This window comes from Streptomyces sp. G5(2025) (assembly GCF_049542075.1).
Classification (GTDB): domain Bacteria; phylum Actinomycetota; class Actinomycetes; order Streptomycetales; family Streptomycetaceae; genus Streptomyces.
Genome location: NZ_JBMUZT010000006.1, coordinates 3,266,548 through 3,285,596, shown reverse-complemented (window position 1 = coordinate 3,285,596; position 19,049 = coordinate 3,266,548). Strand labels below are relative to the sequence as shown.

Genomic DNA, 19,049 nt, shown 5'->3' with positions numbered 1-19,049 from the left:
GCTCGTGACTGCTATCGGCGTCGGCGGCGATCCGCAGGTTGTTCGTTCACTGCTGCTGTTGCGGGATGTGGTGCCCACGCGGGCGGCGTCGTGTGGCGGGTGCTGCTGGTCCGTGCTGCCTGTGCGCGCCTGTTCGGCTGTGCGGCGATGCGCCAGTTGAGAACGTCGGCGGGGCGTTCGGCAGTGTCGAGTTCTCGGCTGGCAGCCACTTCGGCCAGGAGGCGGCGAGGGCTGTGGCCGGCGGTCTCGGCGCGGGCGAGGGTGGTGGTCAGGGCGGGCCAGGATGGATCGGCGAGGATGCGGTCGGCCTGGTCGGGGATGGCTGCCCGCACGTCAGCCTCGAATCGCTGGACTGTGGCAAGGCGGGGTGCGCGGCGGGTGAGGTCCGCCAGGGCGGGCTCGGCAGTTTGGCGGTAGCTGACTTGGAGGTGGCGGAAGGCTTCCTCGGCCGCTGCCGCTTGCTGTTCGTGGCCGCGCTGTTGATGCCAGTGGGCAGCGGCGCGGGCCAGGTGCAGGGCGGTGAAGATGAGGGCGATGGCGAGTCCGCCCGGAATGCTGGCGGCGTGGGTGAGCTCCCTGGCGGCCTGGCGCAGTTCGTCGGCGGCTTGGTGGTCGGCGGAGATCGCCGAGCGGCGGACGCGGTTGAACGCCCTTGCTGCTGCTTGCAGTTCCGCTTGGTGCGGGCCGGGGGTGGCGCGGGCCAGGTTGTGCAGAGTGTCGGCGAAGGCGTCCAGGTGGCCTTGGGCGACGGCGTCGTCGCCCGAGTCGAGGACAGCGCGGGCCGTGCGCACGGCGGACTCGGTACGGCGCCACGGCTCGGCCAGATCCGCCGTCGGGTCAGGCCGGTCGGGCACGTCCTGGGTGGGGAGGCGTTCGAGCAGGCGGTTGTAGGACAGGTCAGGGGCGAGCTTGGAACCGCCGAAGAAGATGGTGTCGCCGGGGGTGGCCAGGCTGTAGCCGTCCACCTCGCCGGTCTTGGCGCTGATACGCGGCTTGACCTGGATGCCGAGCGAGCTGAGCACGGTGAAGTAGTCGTCGATGTTGCGCACGGCGGCGGCGACCGCGTACGCGCGCTCACGCAGCCACTCCCGAGCGGGCACCTCCTGGCCCAGGCGCTTGGCCTTGGCCCGCTCCGCCCCGCTGGGCGTCTTGGGAGCGGTCAGGTCGCCGGACTTGAGCTGACGCAGCCCGAACTCAACCTCGATCTTGCGGCATTCCTTCTGCGCCCGCCAGCCATCCCGGTTCGTGCGCGGGCGGCGGCCGTCGGCGCGCACGGTGGTGGCCAGGATGTGGATGTGGTCATCCGCGTGCCGCACCGCGATCCACCGGCACGCCTGGTCGTCGCCCTCGGGCGCAATGCCGGTGGCGGCGACGATGCGGCGGGCGACCTCGGCCCACTCCGCGTCGGTCAGGTAGCGGTCACCGGGCGCGGTGCGTACCGGGCAGTGCCACACGTGCTTCGGCGGCTTCTTCCCGCCCAGCTCGCGGGTGCGCAGGTCGACGTGGTGGTCGAGGCGCTTGGCGAGCTGGGTGTAGGTGGCGTCGGGGGTGCGGCCGGGGTCGGGGCGCCGGCTATGTCCCAGGCGGCCACGATGTGCGGGTCGGTGTGTTCGTCCCGGCGGCCCGGTCCGAAGAGGCAGTTGATCAGGCCGCGGGTGTCGGAGCCAGTGGAGACGTCAGGCACCATGGGCGGCCCCTTCCTCTATGAGCTGGTCCATCAGGACGTAACTGGCCTTGGCGGCCTGCTCGATGAGGTCGAGGACGGCCTCGCTGCGCTCGGGTATCGCACCGGAGTGGATGGCGCCCATGATCTGGTTGAGGTTGGCGCCAATGCGGTTCAGCGCCTTGGTGTGCGCCTCTACGGCCTCCACCAGCGGGCGGATCGGATCGTCCTCCGGACTGCCCGCCATGTTCGCCTTGCCGAGCGCGACCGCCAGGGCAGCGTCGCCGACGAACCCGGCGAACGTCAGACGGCGCCGCCTGGCTGCCTCGTCGATGAGGCGGACCGCGGTCGGGGTAAAGCGGATCTTCTTCTCTTGGTCACGGTTCTCGGTGGTGCGCTTGCGGTTCATCCGCACGGGCAGGGCCGGGGCGTCGGGCTCACGCCACGAGGGCTGCTCAACGGGCAACGGAGTCTGGGCAGGTGACTCGGGCTGCGGAGCAGCGGCGTCAGCGGGCGGCTCGTCGTACGTGGCAGAGGCGTTGGCGACGGACGCGGCGCTGGGCTCGGCCACCCCCTCTTCTGGCTCGGGTGCCCGCTGGCGCCCGGCCTCCTCCTCCGCCTCCCCAGGGGGGTAAGCGCGGACGAAGCCCCGTTAGGGGCTCGAACGCTCCAGCTTGCTGCTGTTCGTCGGCCCAGGCCGAACCATCCCCGGCGGCGGGAGGAGGCGGTGTTGCTGTCGTTGTCAGTGTCCATCGTGGTGCTCCGGTGGCAATGGGGCGGGGCGGTGTTGCGGGCGTCGCATGCGTTGCATGGCTGGTCAGCACAGGTACGGACATCCGGGCAGGTACGGAGAAGTGCGTCCCGGCGAGAGGGTCCGTCCCGCGCTGACCTGCGCGGGGACGGACGCGACGCAGTGCTACGGGCTACGCCCCTGGTGGGGTCAGAGAGTGCGCTTGGCCCCGGCGGGGCCGCCGGGCGGGCCGACGGGTAGCGATCCCGCCGGGGCGGCGGGTGGTTTGCCCAGGGACGGGCGGGCAGCCGCGTTGCCAGGAGTGGGCTCGGGTGTTGCCTCGATGAGGTCGGGGCAGTTGCGTGCCCAGGCGTCCAGGAACCGGTTGCGCATGTACGCCTTGGCCTGCCTGCCCTTCTCGAACCGGTAGTTGGCCGAGCCGATGTTGAAGTCCCGCAGCAGGTTGCCCAGGTGGTAGGCGTTCAGTCCCTTGGTGCCGTACTCCGCCCACGGGGCATCGGCATCCTGGATCAGGGCGGCGACCAGGTCCTGGGTGGACAGGGCCTCGGGGTTCTGGTTCTGAGCGAAGATGCGGTGGATGTCGCGCAGCAGCCGTGTCTTCAGGCTGCTCTGCTCGTCCTGGACTGCCTCGTGGCGGGTCATGGCCACACACGCGGCGCGGGCGCGATCGGGCCAGTGGCCGCCGGCCAGGTCGGCGATGATCACCAGCGGCTCCCAGGTGTCTGCCGCCCGGTCCTCTACCGGCATGTCCGGAATCATGCGGGCAGCCTTGCTACGCAGCGGGCCCAGCCAGGCGGCCAGCTTGTCGCGCAGCGCATTGAGTTCCGGCACTGAATCCCGCAGCCGGAACGAGGCGACCTTCTCTCCCGCCTTGCGCTTCTGCATCCGCAGCACGACCGTCCGGTCCATGATCGTGTCCGGCAGGTCGCCGATCCCCGCGAGCGCGGCCATGGCGAAGGTCGGGTACGGGGTCGGTTTGTGCTCGGGGCCGGAGATGCGCCAGGCGGGCCGGCTGCGCTGGTGCCCGGCGTTGAGCAGACCGCGTAGGTCCTCCTTGTCTCCTGCCTTGGGGCCGAAGATGGTGTCGGCCTCGTCCACCAGCAAGGTGGGCGGATTCTTGCCGATGACGCGGTAGACGACCGCCGTGGAGATGTTCACGGTCATCATCGGCTTGTGCACGGTCTCGTGGAGCACGTCCAGGACGCGGGACTTGCCGCAGCCCTTGGTCGGGCTCACTATCGTCAGACGCGGCGCGTGCTGCAGAGCGGTCTGGATGTGCGTGGCCGCCACCCACAGGGTGACCGCAGTCAGCGCCTCCTCGCTTGGCAGCACCACGTACTTGCCGACCGCTGACCGCAACTCGTCAAGCAGCGCGGCTCCGTCACCGGAAGTCGGCTCGGCGTGGTCCGCCGGTCCGGACGGCTCTCCCGGTCCGGTCCGCGCGCCTTGGTCCGGTCCGTCGGTGTGGTCCGGTGAGGGGACGTTGGTCCGCTCAGCGGCGGGGATACCGACCCGGTTTCGGTCGTGCGGACCAGCATCCGGCACTTGGTCCGCACCGTCGCGGACCACCGGACCAGCAGGAGCGGACCGCTTCACCCCGTGCGGACCACCCTGGTCCGCAGCGCCCGGTCCGGTCCGCGCGCCGCTGACCTGCACCTCTTCCACAGGTGTGGATTTCCGGTCCGGCGACGGCATTGCGGTCGGCATGACGTCGGCGGACCGGTCCGCGACTGCCGCACGCTGCGGACCAGAGCCATCCGGCGTGTGTGGTCCGGCGGACCGGCCGTCGTCGTGGTCCGCATCACGCGGACCAATGCCTCGACCGGGCACCGCCACCGGCGGCCAGATCACCTTGGGCTCGGTCCCCTCGGCGGAGGAGGCGGGGGATGCACTCGAAATAGGCGAGGACGTAGAGTCCTCCATAGACGTTCCTCTCCGGTGAGAGGCAGGACGGGCAAGGTCCCGCCTCTCACCAGCTCGTTCGTTCAGGGATGGGCAATCAGTTGGGGAATCTGGGGCCCTCGGCGTTGGCGCGCCGGGGGCTTCGTCATGAGTCCGCCGGTCAGGCGGTGAGGTCGTACGAGGTCTGGGCGTCCAGCCACGCGTCCACCTCCTGCCAGCGGTAGCGCAGGTGGCGGCCGACCTTGTGGACGTTGGGGCCGGTGCCCCGGTACTTCCATTGGTAGAGCGTCTTCACGGGCACGCCGAGGTAGCTCGCGACGTCGGCGGGAGTGGCGAGCCGACCGCGCTCCGCGGCAGCACGGTGCGGGGTGTGGTTGGGCAAGGAGACCTCCTGGTTGAGTTCCGAGATGCGGCGTGGGCAACATAGCCACGCCTTTGGCGATCCATCCCGCGGCATTCTGGGGAATTTCCGCGGTCGCCCCAAACCGTCAGGGGTGGGGATGGGTCCCAGAACAATAGGGCACGATCCCCGGTTGCCGAAATCAAGTCGGAATTCAAGGTGAATCTGTCCGATTTTCCCCGGATCATCTCGACCTCATGTGGCGCACCATCTGAGGTCACGGTGCGAGGTCAGCGCCCGAATAGGGGCGTGTGTCCCAAGTCCCCCGGGCGCAGCGGCGCGGCACCGTAGCACGGAAATCCGGCTTCGCCGAACCGTCTGCGCAACACTCTCGATAGGCGGCGCCAACAACTTTTCTCAACCTCTTGAGTAAACCCTTGCCGCGGCCGTGCATTTCGAGTTACAGCTATCTGTCATGGCAACCCGCCCCGTAGAAATAGGCCCCGCTGGAATCCAAACTGCGCGCAATATCGAGCGCCTGCGCCTGCTGCGCGGACTTTCCCAGCGCCGCCTCGCCGAGCGCTGCACCGCTCTCGGCCGCCCCTTGTCCAACATCGCCCTCAGCCGCACCGAACGCGCCCGCCGCCGCTGCGACGTCGACGACCTCGTTGCCATCGCCACCGCCCTCGGCGTCTCACCGATCGCTGTGCTCCAGCCGCTCTCCCCACCGGTTCCCGCGCACGTGCGGCCCAGCTCCGTTCGGCAGGAGGGCTGATGGCACGAGTCTGGATCGAGGACCGCAACGGGCACGCGGCGTACACGCGGGCGGTGGCAGCGGCCAAGAAGGCTGGCCGCACCCCGCCCGGCCGCTATCGCGTGCGCTGGTACGGCCCCTGACGGCAAGCCGAAGATGAAGACCCTGGCTCGCAAAATCGACGCGGAGGCTGAGCGGACGAGGGTGGAGTCCCGCCTGTCCGACGGCACGTACCGTGATCCGGCGGCCTCGCGCGTGAAGTTCGCGGAGGTGGCGGAGTCCTGGCTGGCTGCCCAGGTCCACCTCAAGCGCTCAACTCGCAACCGCTACCGAGGCGTTCTCGACGTCCATGTGATCCCCAAGTGGGGTACTACCTCGCTGGACCGCGTCCACTACGAGGATGTCGCCGAGTGGCTGGCGGACATGCTGTCCGGCGAGACAGCGGGCGGTAGGAAGCTCAGCGCGCGCTCGGTGCGCAAGGCGTACGTCGTGCTCAGCCGCGTGCTCGGCTTCGCGGTCAAGTCCCGGCGGCTGGCCTTCAACCCGGCCGCCGGCGTCCCGCTGCCGAAGGCGGTACCGGCTGACCATGTCTACCTGGACGACATGCAGACCGAGGCGCTCGCCGAGGTGGCGGGCGCGTACCGCGTCTTTATCCTGCTGCTGGCATACACCGGGCTGCGCTGGGGCGAGGCGTCAGCGCTGAAGGTGGGGCGAGTCGACCTCGATGCCTGCCGTGCGCACATCGTCGAGGCGTACGTCGAGGACAACGGCAAGCTCTACCTCGACAGCCCCAAGAACCATGAGCGCCGGTCGGTACCGATCACGCGCTTCCTCGCCGAGGAGCTGCAGCCGCATGTCGAGGAGCGGGGCGAGGACGAGCTGCTGTTCACGGCACCGCAGGGCGGGCCGCTGCGCGCCCGGAACTTCCGGCAGCGGTTCTTCGCCCCGGCGGTCACCAAGGCGGGCCTCGGCCACCTCAAGCTCACCCCGCACAAACTGCGCCACACGGCGGCCTCGCTCGCCATCGCCAGCGGCGCGGACGTCAACGTCGTCCAGACGATGCTCGGCCACAAGTCCGCGACCCTGACGCTGGACACCTACGGCCACCTCTTCCCCGACCGTCTCGACGAGGTCTCCAAGAAGATGCACAAGCGCCGCGCCAAGCAACTGGCCAAGGCGAAAGCCAAGCTGGAAAAGGCGGAGAAGGAGGCACGCGCGGCTGCCGAGGCAGTGGCCGCCCTGGAGGACATCGCGGCGTGATGTGTGCCTGATATGTGCCAGGGGGAGCCCTGTAGCCGACGAGTGCAGGATGTACGAGAACGGGGCGATGCTCGGCCTCGAGATCTGCCACGAAATGATCTTGTAGTGGGTCTGTGCCGGTCCTGGCTCGGCACAGACCCTGCGCCTGGGAAGTTAGGCGCCCACCGGCTCGTACTGCGACAGCCAGTTGTCGTAAGCGGCCTCTTGCTGCTGTTCCCGCCAGTCAGCGACCACCCAAACCGCGATCTCCTCCAGCTCCGATGCGGACAGGCCGTTGCGGTGGTGCCGGTCGAGCAGATCGCGGATGCCTCGAGACATGGAACTGGCCGTGGCGTCGCGGTTCGTCAATACGTCCTCGGGGTCTGTGATGTGCCAGGAGCGGTATCGGTGGTGCTGATGATCGCGCTCGGCACGCTGCCACGCAGCCATCCACAGGTCGACGCGGACGTGGCGGCGCTGAGTGGCACAGGCGCGCACGAACGCCAGCGTCAGCGACTCCGATGGGATGGCGCGGCCGTTGAGGACTGCGCTCACAGTGCTGCGGGGCAGATGGTTGCCCTGTGCTGCCGCGATCTCCTCCAGTTCCCGAAGGGTCAACTGGCCACTCTCGCGCCGGAGCGCGATCAGACCCAGCTGAAGTCCGCGGAAGTCCTTCAAATATTCCGGGCGCAGACGCTGTGCCCTGCCACTGCTCCACTGGGCTGGCTCGTGCTGCTCGGCGCGTGCCCGACGCCACAGTCGCTGTGCCTGAGCGATGTCAGCGCCGCATCCGCGTGCATACGCCTCGACTGTGGTCCACGTCGAGACGACGTTGCCGGAAGCGGCGCGGGCAAGAACCCCCGGATGTACGTACACCCTCTGTCCCAGATCGCGGTAGGTAAGCCCGGCGCGAGCCCGTTGATCGCGCAGCCACCAGGCGAGCTTTGCCCGGTGGGGCAGACCGCTATTGGGTACCAGTTCCTCACGACGCCCCATGGCGGCCCTCCTTCAAACGCGGAGGGCCGCAGGTGGGTGGGCTGCCACGGCGTACACAGTTGCCACCGCGCTCAGCAGAGCAGCGACCTCGGCCACGGGCAGCCCCATGATCGCTAAGGCAGGGACCAGCACCGTCACTACAACCACTACGACGACTACCCCGCGGGTCCCGCGCGGTACCCGCCCCCAGGCTTCACACAGCGCGCCGGGCGGATCAATCTTGTTGAACATGAACATTGCCTCTCCTGGTTCGACAGCGGCGTATCTCCACACCACGGGCCGTGCAGGAAGCCGGAGTTGGGCACCTCCAGCCTCTGACCCGCGACCATGCTGATGTGGAACCTGACGCGGAGTCCAGCCGAACCGGAAGGCAAGGAGCCTTTGATGCATCCCTGTCCCGTTGTAGCGCAAGGTAGCCAAGCGGATTCGGGTACTGACCAGGGCATCCCAGGGATTGTCGCTCGGCTGTCCACCAACTATTGAGGCCAAGCTGCTGCCTGGGGATAATGCGTCCGCGTCTCGCCTCCCGACCGTCAGCCTCGGCGACAGCCCGAATCTGCGCAGGTCGGACGCCCCGGGCAGCCGTATCTCCACACCATGTTGGGGCCTCCGGAGTTCTGCATGGGCATGCGGAACTCCCTGACGGCGGCCGCGGGATCCCGCGGCCGCCGCCACCCTGCGGAGGCAGAAGATCAGTCGCGCGCTCGGCGAGCTTCCTGCCGGGCGCGGTCGATAGCCGCAGCGGCATCGTCCGTAGCGAGCTGGTCGACCTCGTCAGGCGCCTCCCGCTCATCGAGGACAAAGAGCCGCCCACCAACGAGCCTGGTCATCGGCTTCCAGCCGAGACGGTGGCCGGCCTCGCGGGCAGCGCGGCGCACGTCCTTGAGTTCACCCATCTCCGAGAGGTCGTCACCGCTCAGGATCAGCTGTTCGTAGTACCCCTTGTACTGGGGCTTGAGGGCGGCCCTCATCATCGACTCCAGGCGGTCGACAAGGTTCTCGTACCGCCGCCGGGCCAGCTCGTCCTTCGCGGGCATCGTCTGCCGCACCCCACCCTCTGCACCCTCTACGCGCACGCCATGTGTGCCATATATGTGCTGCAAGATCGAAGCCCTGCCGCCCGTTCGGACGGCAGGGCTTCTGACCTGCTACTTCTCTGTGCCCCCGGCAGGATTCGAACCTGCGACACCCGCTTTAGGAGAGCGGTGCTCTATCCCCTGAGCTACGAAGGCGAGGCATGGTGGCGCGGCTCGGGTGGAGTGCGTCACCGTCGTCAGTGTAGCGGGTGGTCATTTCGCGGCCGGGGGGTTGTTCCGGGGCGCTGCGGGTTACTCGATGACGAGTTCCACGGGGATGTTGCCGCGCGTGGCCTTGGAGTAGGGGCAGAAGGCGTGGGTCTTCTTCAGGAGGTCCTCGCCGGCGGGGCCCTGGAGGTGGTCGGGGAGTTCGGCGCGCATGACCACCGCGAGGCCGAAGCCGCCGTCGGTGTCCTTGCCGATGCTGACCTCGGCGGTCACCGAGACGTCGGATACGTCGATCTTCTCCTGGCGCGCGATGTTACCCATCGCGCTGGCGAAGCAGGCCGCGTACCCCGCGGCGAACAACTGCTCGGGGTTGGTGCCCTTGCCGTTGCCGCCGAGGGCGGTGGGGAAGCCGAGTGGGAGGTCGATCTGGCCGTCGGAGCTGACGGCGCGGCCCTCGCGGCCGTTGGCGGTGGCTACAGCGGTGTACAGCGCGTCCATGGTGCGGTCCCTCTTCCTCGGCGGGGTGAGCTGCTTCTGCGGTGCAGCCGCTCTGCGGTGACGCCGCTTTGCGTGAGGCTGCCTCGCGGCATCAGTAGAGCACGCTATTTAGTTGTGTGCAACTTAATTGGACGGCATGTTGTTGTACGCTGTGGGTATGGAGAACGCATCCGTCGGCGACGCCACTGACGACCTGACCGCCGGCCAGGACTTCCTTCGGCTCGATCACCAGGTGTGCTTCTCGTTGCACGCCGCCGCCCGCGCCTTCAACGGCGTCTACCGCACCGCCCTCAAAGACCTCGGGATCACCTACCCCCAGTACCTCGTGATGCTCGTGCTCTGGGAGGACGGCGAGCTGCCCGTAAAGAAGATCGGCGAGCGGCTCCGGCTCGACTCCGGCACCCTCTCGCCGCTGCTGAAGCGGCTGGAGGCGGCCGGGCACGTCGAGCGGCGGCGCAGTGTCGCGGACGAGCGGTCCGTCTCCGTACGGCTGACCCCGCAGGGCGCCGGCCTGCGCGAGAAGGCCCTCGCCGTGCCGCGTGCCATCGCCGAGTCCACCGGGCTCTCGCTCGACGAGGTGCGTGACCTGCGCTCCCGGCTCAACAAGCTCACCGCCGCGCTCGACGGCGGGGAGGCCGGGGGCGCCCAAGAGGCCTCTGGTGAAGGCGCGCGGTGCGCGTGAGCGCTGGGCGTGGGGGGAGGGTGGCGGACGCCGCCCTCTGACGGCATCGGCGGCCGCTCCTTGCCCCTCCCGGGCCGCCCATCCGTGTGTTACCTTGCGGGGAGCACGTTCGTACGTCCCATCGGGGCGCCCGTGCCACGTTTTCTCTCTCCCGGTTCCGGGATCTTGTTCCGAACAGACCCTGCCGGTTCCCGGATTTCAGGTCCGGTCCGGTCTGTTTCGTCTTTCCTCGCTGTTCGCTCGTCACGCGGCAGTTCACCTCACCCGCCGTACGGAGCGTGTCGCTTCCGCCCCGTACCCGCCGGGCTGTCTCCCGCGCATGTCCGCGAAAGGACCCACACCCATGAGCCTCACCACCGCCCCCACCGCTGCCCCTACCGCCTCAACTCCCCTCACCTGTGGCGGCGTTCTCGACATCGCCCGCGACGGGCGCGGATTCCTCCGCGGTGCCGGATGCCTGCCCGCCTCCGACGACGTCCAAGTGCCCGCCCCGCTCGTCCGCCAACTCGGGCTCAGGAGCGGCGACTTCGTCGAGGGGGAGTGCGCGGGGCGGGCCCGTACGCTCACCGGCGCGCACCGCGTCAACGGACGTGTGCCCGAAGCCCTGCGCGGGCGGCGCCGGTTCGGGGAGCTGACGCCGCTGCACCCCCGCGAACGACTGACCCTGGAGTCCGAGGGCGGCGCCCTCGCCGGGCGGCTGATCGACCTCGTCGCGCCGGTCGGCAAGGGGCAGCGCGGCCTGATCGTCGCGCCGCCGAAGACCGGCAAGACCGTACTGCTCCAGCAGATCGCCGCGGCCGTCGCACGTAACCACCCCGAGTGCCATCTGATGGTCGTCCTCCTCGACGAACGTCCCGAGGAAATCACCGACATGCGGCGCTCGGTCCGCGGCGAGGTGCTCTCCTCGACCTTCGACCGGCCCGCCAAACAGCACATCGCCCTCGCCGAACTCGCCGTGGAGCGGGCCAAGCGCATGGTCGAGGACGGCCGCGACGTCGTCATGCTCTTCGACTCGCTGACGCGCCTGTGCCGCGCCTACAACAACGCGGCCGCGAGTGGCGGCCGTACCCTCAGCGGCGGCGTCGACGCGGCCGCCATCCAGGGCCCCAAGCGGCTCTTCGGGGCCGCGCGCCTCGCCGAGGAGGGCGGCTCCCTCACGATGCTCGCGACCGTCCTCGCGGAGACCGGATCACGCGCCGACGACTACTACTTCGAGGAGCTGAAGGGCACCGGCAACATGGAGCTGCGGCTCGACCGCGCCCTCGCCGACCGGCGCCTCTTCCCCGCCGTCGACATCACGCCCTCCGGCACGAGGAGGGAGGAACTGCTCCTGTCGGGCGACGAGTTGACCGCCGTACGCGGGTTGCGGCGTGCCCTTCAGGGGCGGGATGGCGCGAGCTCCCTTGAGACGCTGCTCGACCGGCTCAAGAAGACTCCGGGCAACGCCGCGTTCCTGCGGCAGGTGCAGCAGACCGTGCCGGGGGCCGGCTCGGCGAACGGTGCTACGGGCGCGTGACGTGCACCCGGTAGTCGCCCTCGTCGTTCACTCCCGCCACCGTCACCCGCACCCCTGACGCGCGGTCGGTGAAGGTCTCGCCGGGGCCGTAGGGCGCGTCGGAGAGTTCGGCGTGGACGTTCGGCCTGCGGGTGCAACCCCCGCTGTCGGCGGTCGAGTCGGTGACTGTGATCGGGCCGTGGCCCGTGTCCACGTTCGCGTCCACGCGGTAGACGAGGACGCCCGGCTTGCAGACCGCCTCGTCGTTGCCGCCGCGGGTGCGGACCTCGACCGCGTATCCCGTCTTCTCGTCCAGTGGGACGAAGGCGAGCTTGGTGCCGCCGGAGCGGGCCAGCGGGGTCAGGAGGTGCTCGGTGGTGCCGGCCTTCGCGGCGCAGCTGACCTGGTCGTCGTCGAGCCAGCCGAGCTTCCACTTGTGCCAGGCGAGCAGGTCGTTGTTGGCGCCCCAGTCCTCGCTCATGATGTCCCAGTGGCCGACCGCGCCGCCGCCGTCGTGCGTGTAGAGGTCGGGCAGGCCGAAGACGTGGCCGTTCTCGTGGGGCAGGACGCGGTAGCCCGTCTCGTGGTAGCTGCCCGAGCCGTCGTCCTGGCGGCTGTAGACGAACGACGCGTTGGCGACGGGCACGCCGTCCGCGACCGGTGCCTCGTGGTTGCCCGCGAAGGTCACGGACAGGACCGTGTCGAGAGCCGAGGGCCCCGCGTTCGGGGTGACCAGGACGTTCACGAGGTCGTAGGCACGGAAGTCCACGTCCGGGTCGGCGGCCTCCACGATGTCCTCGACGAGTTCGCGGTAGCCGGGGTCGAAGGGGGCGCCGCGCTCTATCCCGTACTTCGCGAAGGGCTTGGGCATGCGCAGCCAGTCGGGCACGGGGGATTCGGGGCGGTAGTCGAGGCGCCCGTAGGAACTGGTGCGGAACCACTTCGAGGTCTGCGGGAAGAACTCCGCGAGACGGTCCGTCGCGCTGCCCTGGCCGGGCGCGTCGGAGAAGTCGACCATGAGGTTCAGGGCCCGGACGGTGCCGGTGGAGCGGGAGTAGCCGGGCTGCGTCGGCATGCCCTCCGACATCTGTACGCCCATCGTGCCGCTGATCATGCACGGGGCGAGCGTGGTGCCGCGGGCCATCGCGACCGATCCCGCCGCGCTGGGGGATTCCTCCATCAGGCGTCCGGTGCTCGCCGAGGTCGTGACCGCGAGGGCGAGTGCCGTGACCGACGCGAGGGCCACACCGCGGCGGGTGGTGCGTATCCGTCGCGACAGGGTCCGGATCGGCTGCTGCATACGTGGGCCTTCCGCTCCGCGGCAGCCGCAGGTCCTGGCTGCACCCTGTTCGATCACCCTGTGACGGGGGGTGCGGCGGCGCTCGCTGGGTGCGACCGATCGTGGGTTTTTCGGAGCAAGAGGTGTGATGCGGGTCACACCAAAGGAGGGCGCTGCGCGGAAATATCCGGGGAGTGGTTCCCCGTTTAGACCTGTGTTCGCGCGAAACGGGGAACTACTCCCCGCATCGGGGTCCGCCGGGGGGCGGGGGACCGCTCCCCGCGAGACTCGGAGACTTCAAGCGATCAGCACAGACTTCAAGCGATCAGCAGAGACTTCCAACGATCAGAGGAGGGCCCGTGGCCGACGTCGCCGCAGCCGCCGCCCCGCAGCGCCGGACGCCCCGCCCGCGGGCCGACGCCCTGCGCAACCGGGAGCGGATCGTCGCCGCCGCGCGCGAGATGTTCGTGGAGTACGGGCCCGACGTACCCCTCGACGAGATCGCGCGCCGGGCGGGCGTCGGCAACGCCACGGTCTACCGCCACTTCGCCGACCGTGCCGAACTGGTGCGCCAGGTCGTCCTGTCGGTGACCGACTGCGTCACCGTCCACGCCGAGCGGGGCATCGCCGCGGCGGACGCCGACGGGAGCGCGGCCTTCGAGGCGCTGCGCACCTTCGTGCACGCGGCGGCCGACGAACGCATCGGCGCCCTGTGCCCGATGGTGTCGGCCGCCTTCGACCCCGACCACCCGGATCTGCTCGACGGGCGGGAACGCCTGGAGCGGGCCATCGAAGGCCTCATGGAGCGGGCCCGCGCGGCCGGGCAGCTGCGCACCGACATCGCCGTCGGGGACCTGATGATCGCCCTCTCCCAGCTCGGACGGCCGCTGCCCGGCACGGCCTGCCCGAACATGGACCGCTTCGTCCACCGCCATCTCCAGCTGTTCCTGGACGGCCTGATGGCGCCCGCGCGCTCGGAGCTGCCGGGGGAGGCGGCGACCCTGGAAGACCTCCGACGGCACTGACCTCCCCCCAGCGCTGCCGTTCCGGGCGGCGCCGGCGCTCCCCGTGCGCGGTGGCCCCGAGCTCAGAGCCGGAACCCTGTCTCGCCTTGCCCCTTCGCCGCCCTTTTCTTCGTATTTATTCACCATTTCGTACCGCTAGGTGGCCACATCCATGTCTGAAACAGATCCGAGGCGCTGGAAAGCCCTCGTCTTCATCGCCATCGCGCAGCTGATGGTCGTCCTCGACGCGACCATCGTGAACATCGCGCTGCCCTCCGCCCAGGAGGACCTCGGCATATCCGACGGCAACCGCCAATGGGTCATCACGGCCTACGCGCTCGCCTTCGGCGGCCTGCTCCTCTTCGGCGGCCGCATCGCCGACCTGTGGGGCCGCAAGCGCACCTTCGTGACCGGTCTCGTCGGCTTCGCCGCGGCCTCCGCGCTCGGCGGCGCCGCGACCGGCGAGGCCACGATGCTCGGCGCCCGCGCCCTCCAGGGTGTGTTCGGCGCGCTGCTCGCGCCCGCCGCCCTCTCGCTGCTCGCGGTGATGTTCACCGACGCCAAGGAGCGCGCGAAGGCCTTCGGCATCTACGGCGCGATCGCCGGTGGCGGCGGCGCCGTCGGCCTCGTCCTCGGCGGTTTCCTCACCGAGTACCTGAACTGGCGCTGGACCTTCTTCGTCAACATCCCGTTCGCGGCGGTCGCCGCTCTGGGCGCGTACTTCGTCATCCGTGAGCCGGCCGGCGGCCGCAACCGCTCGCCGCTCGACATCCCGGGCGTGGTCCTGTCCACCCTCGGCCTGGTCGCGCTCGTCTACGGCTTCACCCGCGCCGAGTCCGAGGGTTGGTCGGACTCCGTGACGGTCGCGATGTTCGTCGCGTCGGTCGTGCTGCTCGCCGCGTTCGTCCTCACCGAGGCCAAGGTCAAGTCGCCGCTGCTCCCGCTGCGCGTCCTGACCGAGCGCAACCGCGGTGGCGTCTACCTCTCGCTCGGCCTCGCCGTCATCGCGATGTTCGGCCTGTTCCTGTTCCTCACGTACTACCTGCAGATCGTCGAGGGCTACTCCCCGGTCAAGACCGGCTTCGCCTTCCTGCCGATGATGGCGGGCATGATCGTGGGCTCCACCCAGATCGGCGCCCGCCTGATGACGCGCGTCCCGCCGCGACTGCTGATCGGCCCGGGCTTCCTGCTCGCCGCCGTCGGCATGCTGCTCCTGACGCAGCTTGAGGTCGGCTCCTCGTACGCCGGTCTGATCATGCCGGCGCAGCTGATGCTGGGCCTCGGCATGGGTACGGCGTTCATGCCCGCGATGTCGCTCGCCACGCACGGCGTCGAGGCCCGTGACGCCGGTGTCGCCTCCGCGATGGTGAACACCTCGCAGCAGGTCGGCGGCGCCATCGGTACGGCCCTGCTGAACACCATCGCCGCCTCCGCCACCTCCGCGTACATCGACGCCCACGCGGCCGGCGCCGCCAACCCGAAGCTCGTCCAGGCACAGGCCATGGTCGAGGGCTACACCAGCGCCATCTGGTGGGCGGTCGGCATCCTGGTGGTCTCCGCGGCGATCGCGGCGACGTTCATCACCACCGGCCACCAGGGCGGTCCCGCGGCCTCCGGCGGCTCGGTGGAAGGCGCCGAGGGCGAGGTGAAGATCCCGGTGATGGCCCACTGACGCGATGGTGATGGCCCACTGACGTGATGGCCACTGAGCTGACGGCCCATTGACGTGATGGCCACTGAGGTGACGGCCCACTGACGTGATGGCCACTGAGGTGACGGCCCATTGACGTGATGGCCACTGACGTGACGGCCCACTGATCCGGGCCGTCCGGCAGCACGCATGGTCCTAGCGGAGCCAGGGGAGGTCCGCCCCGGCCTCCTTCGGCTGAAGTCCCTCGGCGACGATCGTCATGATCTCGCCGAGGGACTTCCGCTGTTCCGGGGTGAGCCGGTCGAAGAGGGCCTGGCGGACGGCCGTGACATGGCCGGGGGCGGTCCTGCCGAGCACCTCGAAGCCCTCGTCGGTGAGGATCGCGAGCTGGCCGCGCTTGTCGGACGGGCAGTCCTCGCGGCGTACCCAGCCGCTCTTCTCCAGGCGCGCGATCGCGTGCGAGAGGCGCGAACGGGTGATCTTCATGGTCTTGGCCAGTTCGGTCATCCGCAGCCGTCGCCTCGGGGCGTCGGACAACTGGACCAGGAGGCCGTAATACATGTGCGGCATGCCCGCGTCGCGCTGCAACTGGCGGTCGAGGAAGTCGTCGAGAAGGGTCGTCGCCTGAAGGTAGACCCGCCAGACGCGCTGCTCGTCGCCGTCCAGCCAGCGCGGCTCGCCGTCCGGGGGAGGAGTGGGTGCCATATCCATGTACTCCACTGTACGAGGCCCTTCCTTGAAGTTTGAACAAATCGCGCGTACGGTCGAACCGTAAAGCTTGAGAGTTCAAGTAACCAGGAACGATGCCGACGATGCCGAGTGCCACTCGCCGGAGGTGCGCGATGACCCGTATGCCCGCCCTGTACCTCAGTCACGGCGCGCCGCCGCTCGCCGACGACTCGCTGTGGCCCGCCGAGCTCGCCGCCTGGTCGGCCGAGCTGCCGCGCCCCCGCACGATCCTCATGGTCTCCGCCCACTGGGAAGAGGCCCCGCTGGCTCTCGGCGCCACCGAGACGCTGCCGCTCGTGTACGACTTCTGGGGCTTCCCCGAGCACTACTACCAGGTGTCGTACGCCGCGCCGGGCGCCCCCGGACTCGCCGCATCCGTACGGAAGTTGCTGCGCGCGCCCGGCATACCCGTCCAGGACGTGCCGGACCGGGGGCTCGACCACGGCGCGTACGTCCCGCTGGTCGAGATGTATCCCGATGCCGACATCCCCGTTCTGCAGATCTCGCTGCCCACGCTGGACCCGCGCCGCCTCATGGACATCGGCCGCAGGCTCGCGCCGCTGCGGGACGAGGGCGTGCTGGTCGTCGGCAGCGGTTTCTTCACGCACAACCTGGCCGCGCTGCGGCAGGGCGGCATCCCCGCCTGGTCGGCCGAGTTCGACGCCTGGGGGCGCGAGGCCCTGGACGCGGGCGACGTGGACGCGCTGCTCGACTTCGGGCACAAGTCCCCGGCCGGGCGGCTGGCCCACCCGCGCACCGAGCACTTCGCCCCGCTCTTCGTGACGCTGGGCGCCGCCGACGCCATGGGGGACCTCGGCGGGCAGCGCAGCGTCATCGACGGGTTCTGGATGGGGCTGGCGAAGAGGTCGGTGCAGTTCGGCTGACCGCCGAGTGGGTCAGAGGGGTCAGGGAGTGAGCGGATCGGTCAGTTCGACCGCACGCAGGGCCGCTGCCAGGGCTCGTTCGTCGCCTACGTCCAGAGCGGTGTCCGTCAGCTTGATGACGTGCTCGTCGCCGTGTGCGAGGGCCCGTTCGAAGACCTCCTGCGCGGTGAACGTGCCGGGCGGGTCGTACGCCACGGAATTGTCCGGCGCGTACATGGCGGTGACCGCCGCCGACGCCGTCCACGCCGCGTGCAGGCTCGGCACCCACAGGGCGCGGGGAAGCGCGGGCAGAGCGCGCAGCACGGCGTTGGGCGCCGTCGCCGCGTGCACCAGCATGATCTCGTCGCCGTGGCCATGGGTGGCGTACCGATGCGTGGCCGCCCGCACCAGCTCCGTCAGCCTGCGCCGCGCCTCCTCGGGGCCGTCCACCGAGGCGGCCCACACCGGCAGCCCCCGGACCCGGCCGAGGCGCGCGGGGAAGCCGCCGTGCGTCCGGTCCGCGAGGGCCGGGACCGCGTCCAGGGCGTCGGCCGCGTCCAGGGCGTCGGCCGTGCTCCCGGCGCCCGGCAGCGGGGCGATGCCGGTGACCGGGTGGTGCCGGGCGGCCCAGTAGCCGAGGCCGTGCGCGAGTTCGGTGAGGCGGGGCGCGGTGGCCTCGCCGCCCGCCTCCAGGGTGCGCACGGCGTGCCCCACGCGGATCACCGGGTGCGTCGAACCCCCGTACATCCCGGGCAGCAGCCGTGGCCACCACTGGGCGAGCACCTCGCGCCACGGGCGCTCACCGAGCTCCCGGTGGAAGTACGCGATCCAGTCCGCCGCGCGGCGCGGGTCGCCGAGTGCCGTGCGCCAGTCCGCGGCGGTGACCGGTTCGACCCGGGCGGGAAACTCCTCCAGCTTCGGGGCGTAAAGATCGAGCCACCTGTGGACCGCCCCGGGCCGGCCGCGCGCGGCGAGCGCCTCGACGGCCATCGGGGCGTGGTTGGTCAGCCGCCCCAGCCGCTCGGGCCCACAGGCATGCAGCCGCTCAAGGGCCTCGTCGAGGATGCCCGTGGTGTCGAGGATGCCCGCGCTGTCGGTGTCGGTGGGGGCGTCCCTGGGGGCGTCCATATGGGCCTCCGTATGGGCGTCCGTGGGGGTGCTCGCGCCGGTGACGGTGTCCGTGTCGGTCATGCGGGGACGGTAGGCCGCCCTGCGGCCGTCCGGTAACCGGCGGGCGACCTAGGTCCGCGGGCCGAGAGGACGCTCGTACCAGGCGACGTCCCAGTACCGCCCGAACTTCCTGCCCACCTCTTCGTACGTCCCCACGTGCCGGAACCCGAAGTGTTCGTGGAGGCGGACCGAGGCCTCGTTCGGCTGTGCGATCCCGGCGTAGGCGCGGTGCACGTCCTCGCCCTCCAGGGCCTCCAGGAGCGCCTTGTAGAGCAGCGTGCCGATGCCCCGCCCGGCGGCGTCCGGCGCGCAGTAGACACTGACTTCCACGGATGTGGCATAAGCCGGGCGAGGCCGGAAAGGGCTACTGGTGGCGTACCCGAGCAGCCGGCCCGGGCGGCCCCCGGAACCCCGCTCCTGAGCAACCAAGAGGCGGTGGGGGCCGTCTTTGGGGTGGGAGAGCAGCCAAGGGCGGCGCTCTTCAGGCAGGAACGCGACGGTGTCGAAGGTGATGGCCGTCTCACGTACGTAGTGGTTGTAGAGCTCGGTGAGGGCGGCCAGGTCGCTCTCGACTCCCGGCCTGACCTGCACCTCTGTACGTCCGGACAGCATCCTGCCTCCCCTTGTGGCGCGACAGGGTACTGCACCGTCAGGAAAAAAGATGCGCGGCTTGGGAATTCTGTCCGGATTCCAGTCGTTGTTTCCATCGGATGCAGGGCACCCGAGGGTGTGCCATCCGCCACAGAGGCCTCAAAGGCAGGGCCGACCAGGACCACCACACGCAAGGGA

At 70.0% G+C, this 19,049-nt stretch carries 18 protein-coding genes, 1 tRNA gene and 1 pseudogene; 8 read left to right on the top strand and 12 right to left on the bottom strand.

Annotated elements, in window-relative coordinates:
• Positions 1 to 11: 11 nt before the first annotated feature.
• The 4 genes and pseudogenes from ACOBQB_RS25645 to ACOBQB_RS25630 all read right to left on the bottom strand — a co-directional run bounded on the left by ACOBQB_RS25645 (position 12) and on the right by ACOBQB_RS25630 (position 4,698).
• A pseudogene (locus tag ACOBQB_RS25645) lies at positions 12 to 1,687 on the bottom strand (relaxase/mobilization nuclease domain-containing protein).
• Positions 1,677 to 2,234 carry a hypothetical protein gene (locus ACOBQB_RS25640; protein WP_423594633.1) on the bottom strand — a complete coding sequence of 186 codons (558 nt, stop codon included), beginning with the start codon at positions 2,232 to 2,234 and terminating at the stop codon, positions 1,677 to 1,679. Before ACOBQB_RS25640 ends, ACOBQB_RS25645 begins: the two are co-directional and overlap by 11 nt.
• 369 nt (positions 2,235 to 2,603) lie before the next feature.
• On the bottom strand, positions 2,604 to 3,920 hold the full coding sequence (locus ACOBQB_RS25635; protein ID WP_423598756.1) for a DUF3631 domain-containing protein: 1,317 nt from the start codon (positions 3,918 to 3,920) through the stop codon (positions 2,604 to 2,606).
• 556 nt (positions 3,921 to 4,476) lie between these two features.
• The gene (locus tag ACOBQB_RS25630; protein ID WP_384840514.1) at positions 4,477 to 4,698 is read right to left on the bottom strand and encodes a helix-turn-helix transcriptional regulator; all 222 of its coding nucleotides are present in this window, start codon (positions 4,696 to 4,698) and stop codon (positions 4,477 to 4,479) included.
• A gap of 433 nt (positions 4,699 to 5,131) precedes the next feature.
• Here ACOBQB_RS25630 and ACOBQB_RS25625 point away from each other — a divergent pair, with 433 nt between their 5' ends.
• From ACOBQB_RS25625 to ACOBQB_RS25615, 3 genes are read left to right on the top strand one after another with little or no spacing between them, the layout of a single operon-like run.
• Complete coding sequence (locus ACOBQB_RS25625; protein ID WP_423594631.1) at positions 5,132 to 5,431, top strand: helix-turn-helix domain-containing protein; 300 nt, start codon at positions 5,132 to 5,134, stop codon at positions 5,429 to 5,431.
• Positions 5,431 to 5,553 carry a hypothetical protein gene (locus ACOBQB_RS25620; RefSeq protein WP_423594629.1) on the top strand — a complete coding sequence of 41 codons (123 nt, stop codon included), beginning with the start codon at positions 5,431 to 5,433 and terminating at the stop codon, positions 5,551 to 5,553. Before ACOBQB_RS25625 ends, ACOBQB_RS25620 begins: the two co-directional genes overlap by 1 nt.
• Before the next feature lie 13 nt (positions 5,554 to 5,566).
• Complete coding sequence (locus ACOBQB_RS25615) at positions 5,567 to 6,670, top strand: tyrosine-type recombinase/integrase (protein WP_423594627.1); 1,104 nt, start codon at positions 5,567 to 5,569, stop codon at positions 6,668 to 6,670.
• A gap of 153 nt (positions 6,671 to 6,823) precedes the next feature.
• On the opposite strand, the gene ACOBQB_RS25610 is transcribed toward ACOBQB_RS25615, so the two are convergent.
• The 4 genes from ACOBQB_RS25610 to ACOBQB_RS25595 all read right to left on the bottom strand — a co-directional run bounded on the left by ACOBQB_RS25610 (position 6,824) and on the right by ACOBQB_RS25595 (position 9,387).
• Positions 6,824 to 7,645, bottom strand: a complete 822-nt coding sequence (locus tag ACOBQB_RS25610; RefSeq protein ID WP_423594625.1) for a helix-turn-helix transcriptional regulator — start codon at positions 7,643 to 7,645, stop codon at positions 6,824 to 6,826.
• A gap of 692 nt (positions 7,646 to 8,337) precedes the next feature.
• Positions 8,338 to 8,682, bottom strand: a complete 345-nt coding sequence (locus tag ACOBQB_RS25605; protein ID WP_423594623.1) for a hypothetical protein — start codon at positions 8,680 to 8,682, stop codon at positions 8,338 to 8,340.
• Positions 8,683 to 8,804: 122 nt separating this feature from the next.
• Positions 8,805 to 8,877, bottom strand: a tRNA-Arg gene (locus tag ACOBQB_RS25600).
• A gap of 96 nt (positions 8,878 to 8,973) precedes the next feature.
• Entirely contained in the window at positions 8,974 to 9,387 is a 414-nt protein-coding gene (locus ACOBQB_RS25595; RefSeq protein ID WP_423594621.1) for an organic hydroperoxide resistance protein, read from the bottom strand.
• A 157-nt stretch (positions 9,388 to 9,544) separates the two neighbouring features.
• Here ACOBQB_RS25595 and ACOBQB_RS25590 point away from each other — a divergent pair, with 157 nt between their 5' ends.
• Both ACOBQB_RS25590 and rho read left to right on the top strand, forming a co-directional pair.
• Positions 9,545 to 10,069: a MarR family winged helix-turn-helix transcriptional regulator gene (locus ACOBQB_RS25590; RefSeq protein ID WP_423594619.1), complete on the top strand. Its 525-nt coding sequence runs from the start codon at positions 9,545 to 9,547 to the stop codon at positions 10,067 to 10,069.
• Between the two features lie 343 nt (positions 10,070 to 10,412).
• Entirely contained in the window at positions 10,413 to 11,585 is a 1,173-nt protein-coding gene (rho, locus tag ACOBQB_RS25585; protein WP_423594617.1) for a transcription termination factor Rho, read from the top strand.
• Here rho and ACOBQB_RS25580 read toward each other — a convergent pair.
• Entirely contained in the window at positions 11,572 to 12,864 is a 1,293-nt protein-coding gene (locus tag ACOBQB_RS25580; RefSeq protein WP_423594615.1) for a M6 family metalloprotease domain-containing protein, read from the bottom strand. The two genes, rho and ACOBQB_RS25580, sit on opposite strands and share 14 nt — an antisense overlap.
• Positions 12,865 to 13,202: 338 nt before the next feature.
• On the opposite strand from ACOBQB_RS25580, the gene ACOBQB_RS25575 reads away from it, so the two are divergent.
• Both ACOBQB_RS25575 and ACOBQB_RS25570 read left to right on the top strand, forming a co-directional pair.
• On the top strand, positions 13,203 to 13,868 hold the full coding sequence (locus tag ACOBQB_RS25575) for a TetR/AcrR family transcriptional regulator (protein ID WP_423594613.1): 666 nt from the start codon (positions 13,203 to 13,205) through the stop codon (positions 13,866 to 13,868).
• A 151-nt stretch (positions 13,869 to 14,019) separates the two neighbouring features.
• Positions 14,020 to 15,519 carry an MFS transporter gene (locus ACOBQB_RS25570; RefSeq protein WP_423594611.1) on the top strand — a complete coding sequence of 500 codons (1,500 nt, stop codon included), beginning with the start codon at positions 14,020 to 14,022 and terminating at the stop codon, positions 15,517 to 15,519.
• 174 nt (positions 15,520 to 15,693) lie between these two features.
• Here ACOBQB_RS25570 and ACOBQB_RS25565 read toward each other — a convergent pair whose 3' ends face one another.
• Complete coding sequence (locus ACOBQB_RS25565; protein ID WP_423594609.1) at positions 15,694 to 16,209, bottom strand: MarR family winged helix-turn-helix transcriptional regulator; 516 nt, start codon at positions 16,207 to 16,209, stop codon at positions 15,694 to 15,696.
• 140 nt (positions 16,210 to 16,349) lie between these two features.
• On the opposite strand from ACOBQB_RS25565, the gene ACOBQB_RS25560 reads away from it, so the two are divergent.
• The gene (locus ACOBQB_RS25560; RefSeq protein WP_423598754.1) at positions 16,350 to 17,111 is read left to right on the top strand and encodes a dioxygenase; all 762 of its coding nucleotides are present in this window, start codon (positions 16,350 to 16,352) and stop codon (positions 17,109 to 17,111) included.
• A gap of 21 nt (positions 17,112 to 17,132) precedes the next feature.
• On the opposite strand, the gene ACOBQB_RS25555 is transcribed toward ACOBQB_RS25560, so the two are convergent.
• Both ACOBQB_RS25555 and ACOBQB_RS25550 read right to left on the bottom strand, forming a co-directional pair.
• On the bottom strand, positions 17,133 to 18,218 hold the full coding sequence (locus ACOBQB_RS25555; RefSeq protein ID WP_423598752.1) for a questin oxidase family protein: 1,086 nt from the start codon (positions 18,216 to 18,218) through the stop codon (positions 17,133 to 17,135).
• 111 nt (positions 18,219 to 18,329) lie between these two features.
• On the bottom strand, positions 18,330 to 18,872 hold the full coding sequence (locus tag ACOBQB_RS25550) for a GNAT family N-acetyltransferase (protein ID WP_423594607.1): 543 nt from the start codon (positions 18,870 to 18,872) through the stop codon (positions 18,330 to 18,332).
• Between the last annotated feature and the right edge of the window lie 177 nt (positions 18,873 to 19,049).

Bases quoted from the DNA above. Each gene is read 5' to 3' on its own strand.
- ACOBQB_RS25595 (WP_423594621.1), bottom strand. From the start codon at position 9,387: ATGGACGCGCTGTACACCGCTGTAGCCACCGCCAACGGCCGCGAGGGC.
- ACOBQB_RS25625 (WP_423594631.1), top strand. From the start codon at position 5,132: ATGGCAACCCGCCCCGTAGAAATAGGCCCCGCTGGAATCCAAACTGCG.
- ACOBQB_RS25555 (WP_423598752.1), bottom strand. From the start codon at position 18,218: ATGGACGCCCCCAGGGACGCCCCCACCGACACCGACAGCGCGGGCATC.
- ACOBQB_RS25605 (WP_423594623.1), bottom strand. From the start codon at position 8,682: ATGCCCGCGAAGGACGAGCTGGCCCGGCGGCGGTACGAGAACCTTGTC.
- ACOBQB_RS25615 (WP_423594627.1), top strand. From the start codon at position 5,567: ATGAAGACCCTGGCTCGCAAAATCGACGCGGAGGCTGAGCGGACGAGG.
- ACOBQB_RS25580 (WP_423594615.1), bottom strand. From the start codon at position 12,864: ATGCAGCAGCCGATCCGGACCCTGTCGCGACGGATACGCACCACCCGC.
- ACOBQB_RS25560 (WP_423598754.1), top strand. From the start codon at position 16,350: ATGCCCGCCCTGTACCTCAGTCACGGCGCGCCGCCGCTCGCCGACGAC.
- ACOBQB_RS25620 (WP_423594629.1), top strand. From the start codon at position 5,431: ATGGCACGAGTCTGGATCGAGGACCGCAACGGGCACGCGGCGTACACG.
- ACOBQB_RS25610 (WP_423594625.1), bottom strand. From the start codon at position 7,645: ATGGGGCGTCGTGAGGAACTGGTACCCAATAGCGGTCTGCCCCACCGG.
- ACOBQB_RS25550 (WP_423594607.1), bottom strand. From the start codon at position 18,872: ATGCTGTCCGGACGTACAGAGGTGCAGGTCAGGCCGGGAGTCGAGAGC.
- ACOBQB_RS25570 (WP_423594611.1), top strand. From the start codon at position 14,020: ATGTCTGAAACAGATCCGAGGCGCTGGAAAGCCCTCGTCTTCATCGCC.
- ACOBQB_RS25590 (WP_423594619.1), top strand. From the start codon at position 9,545: ATGGAGAACGCATCCGTCGGCGACGCCACTGACGACCTGACCGCCGGC.
- ACOBQB_RS25565 (WP_423594609.1), bottom strand. From the start codon at position 16,209: ATGGATATGGCACCCACTCCTCCCCCGGACGGCGAGCCGCGCTGGCTG.
- rho (WP_423594617.1), top strand. From the start codon at position 10,413: ATGAGCCTCACCACCGCCCCCACCGCTGCCCCTACCGCCTCAACTCCC.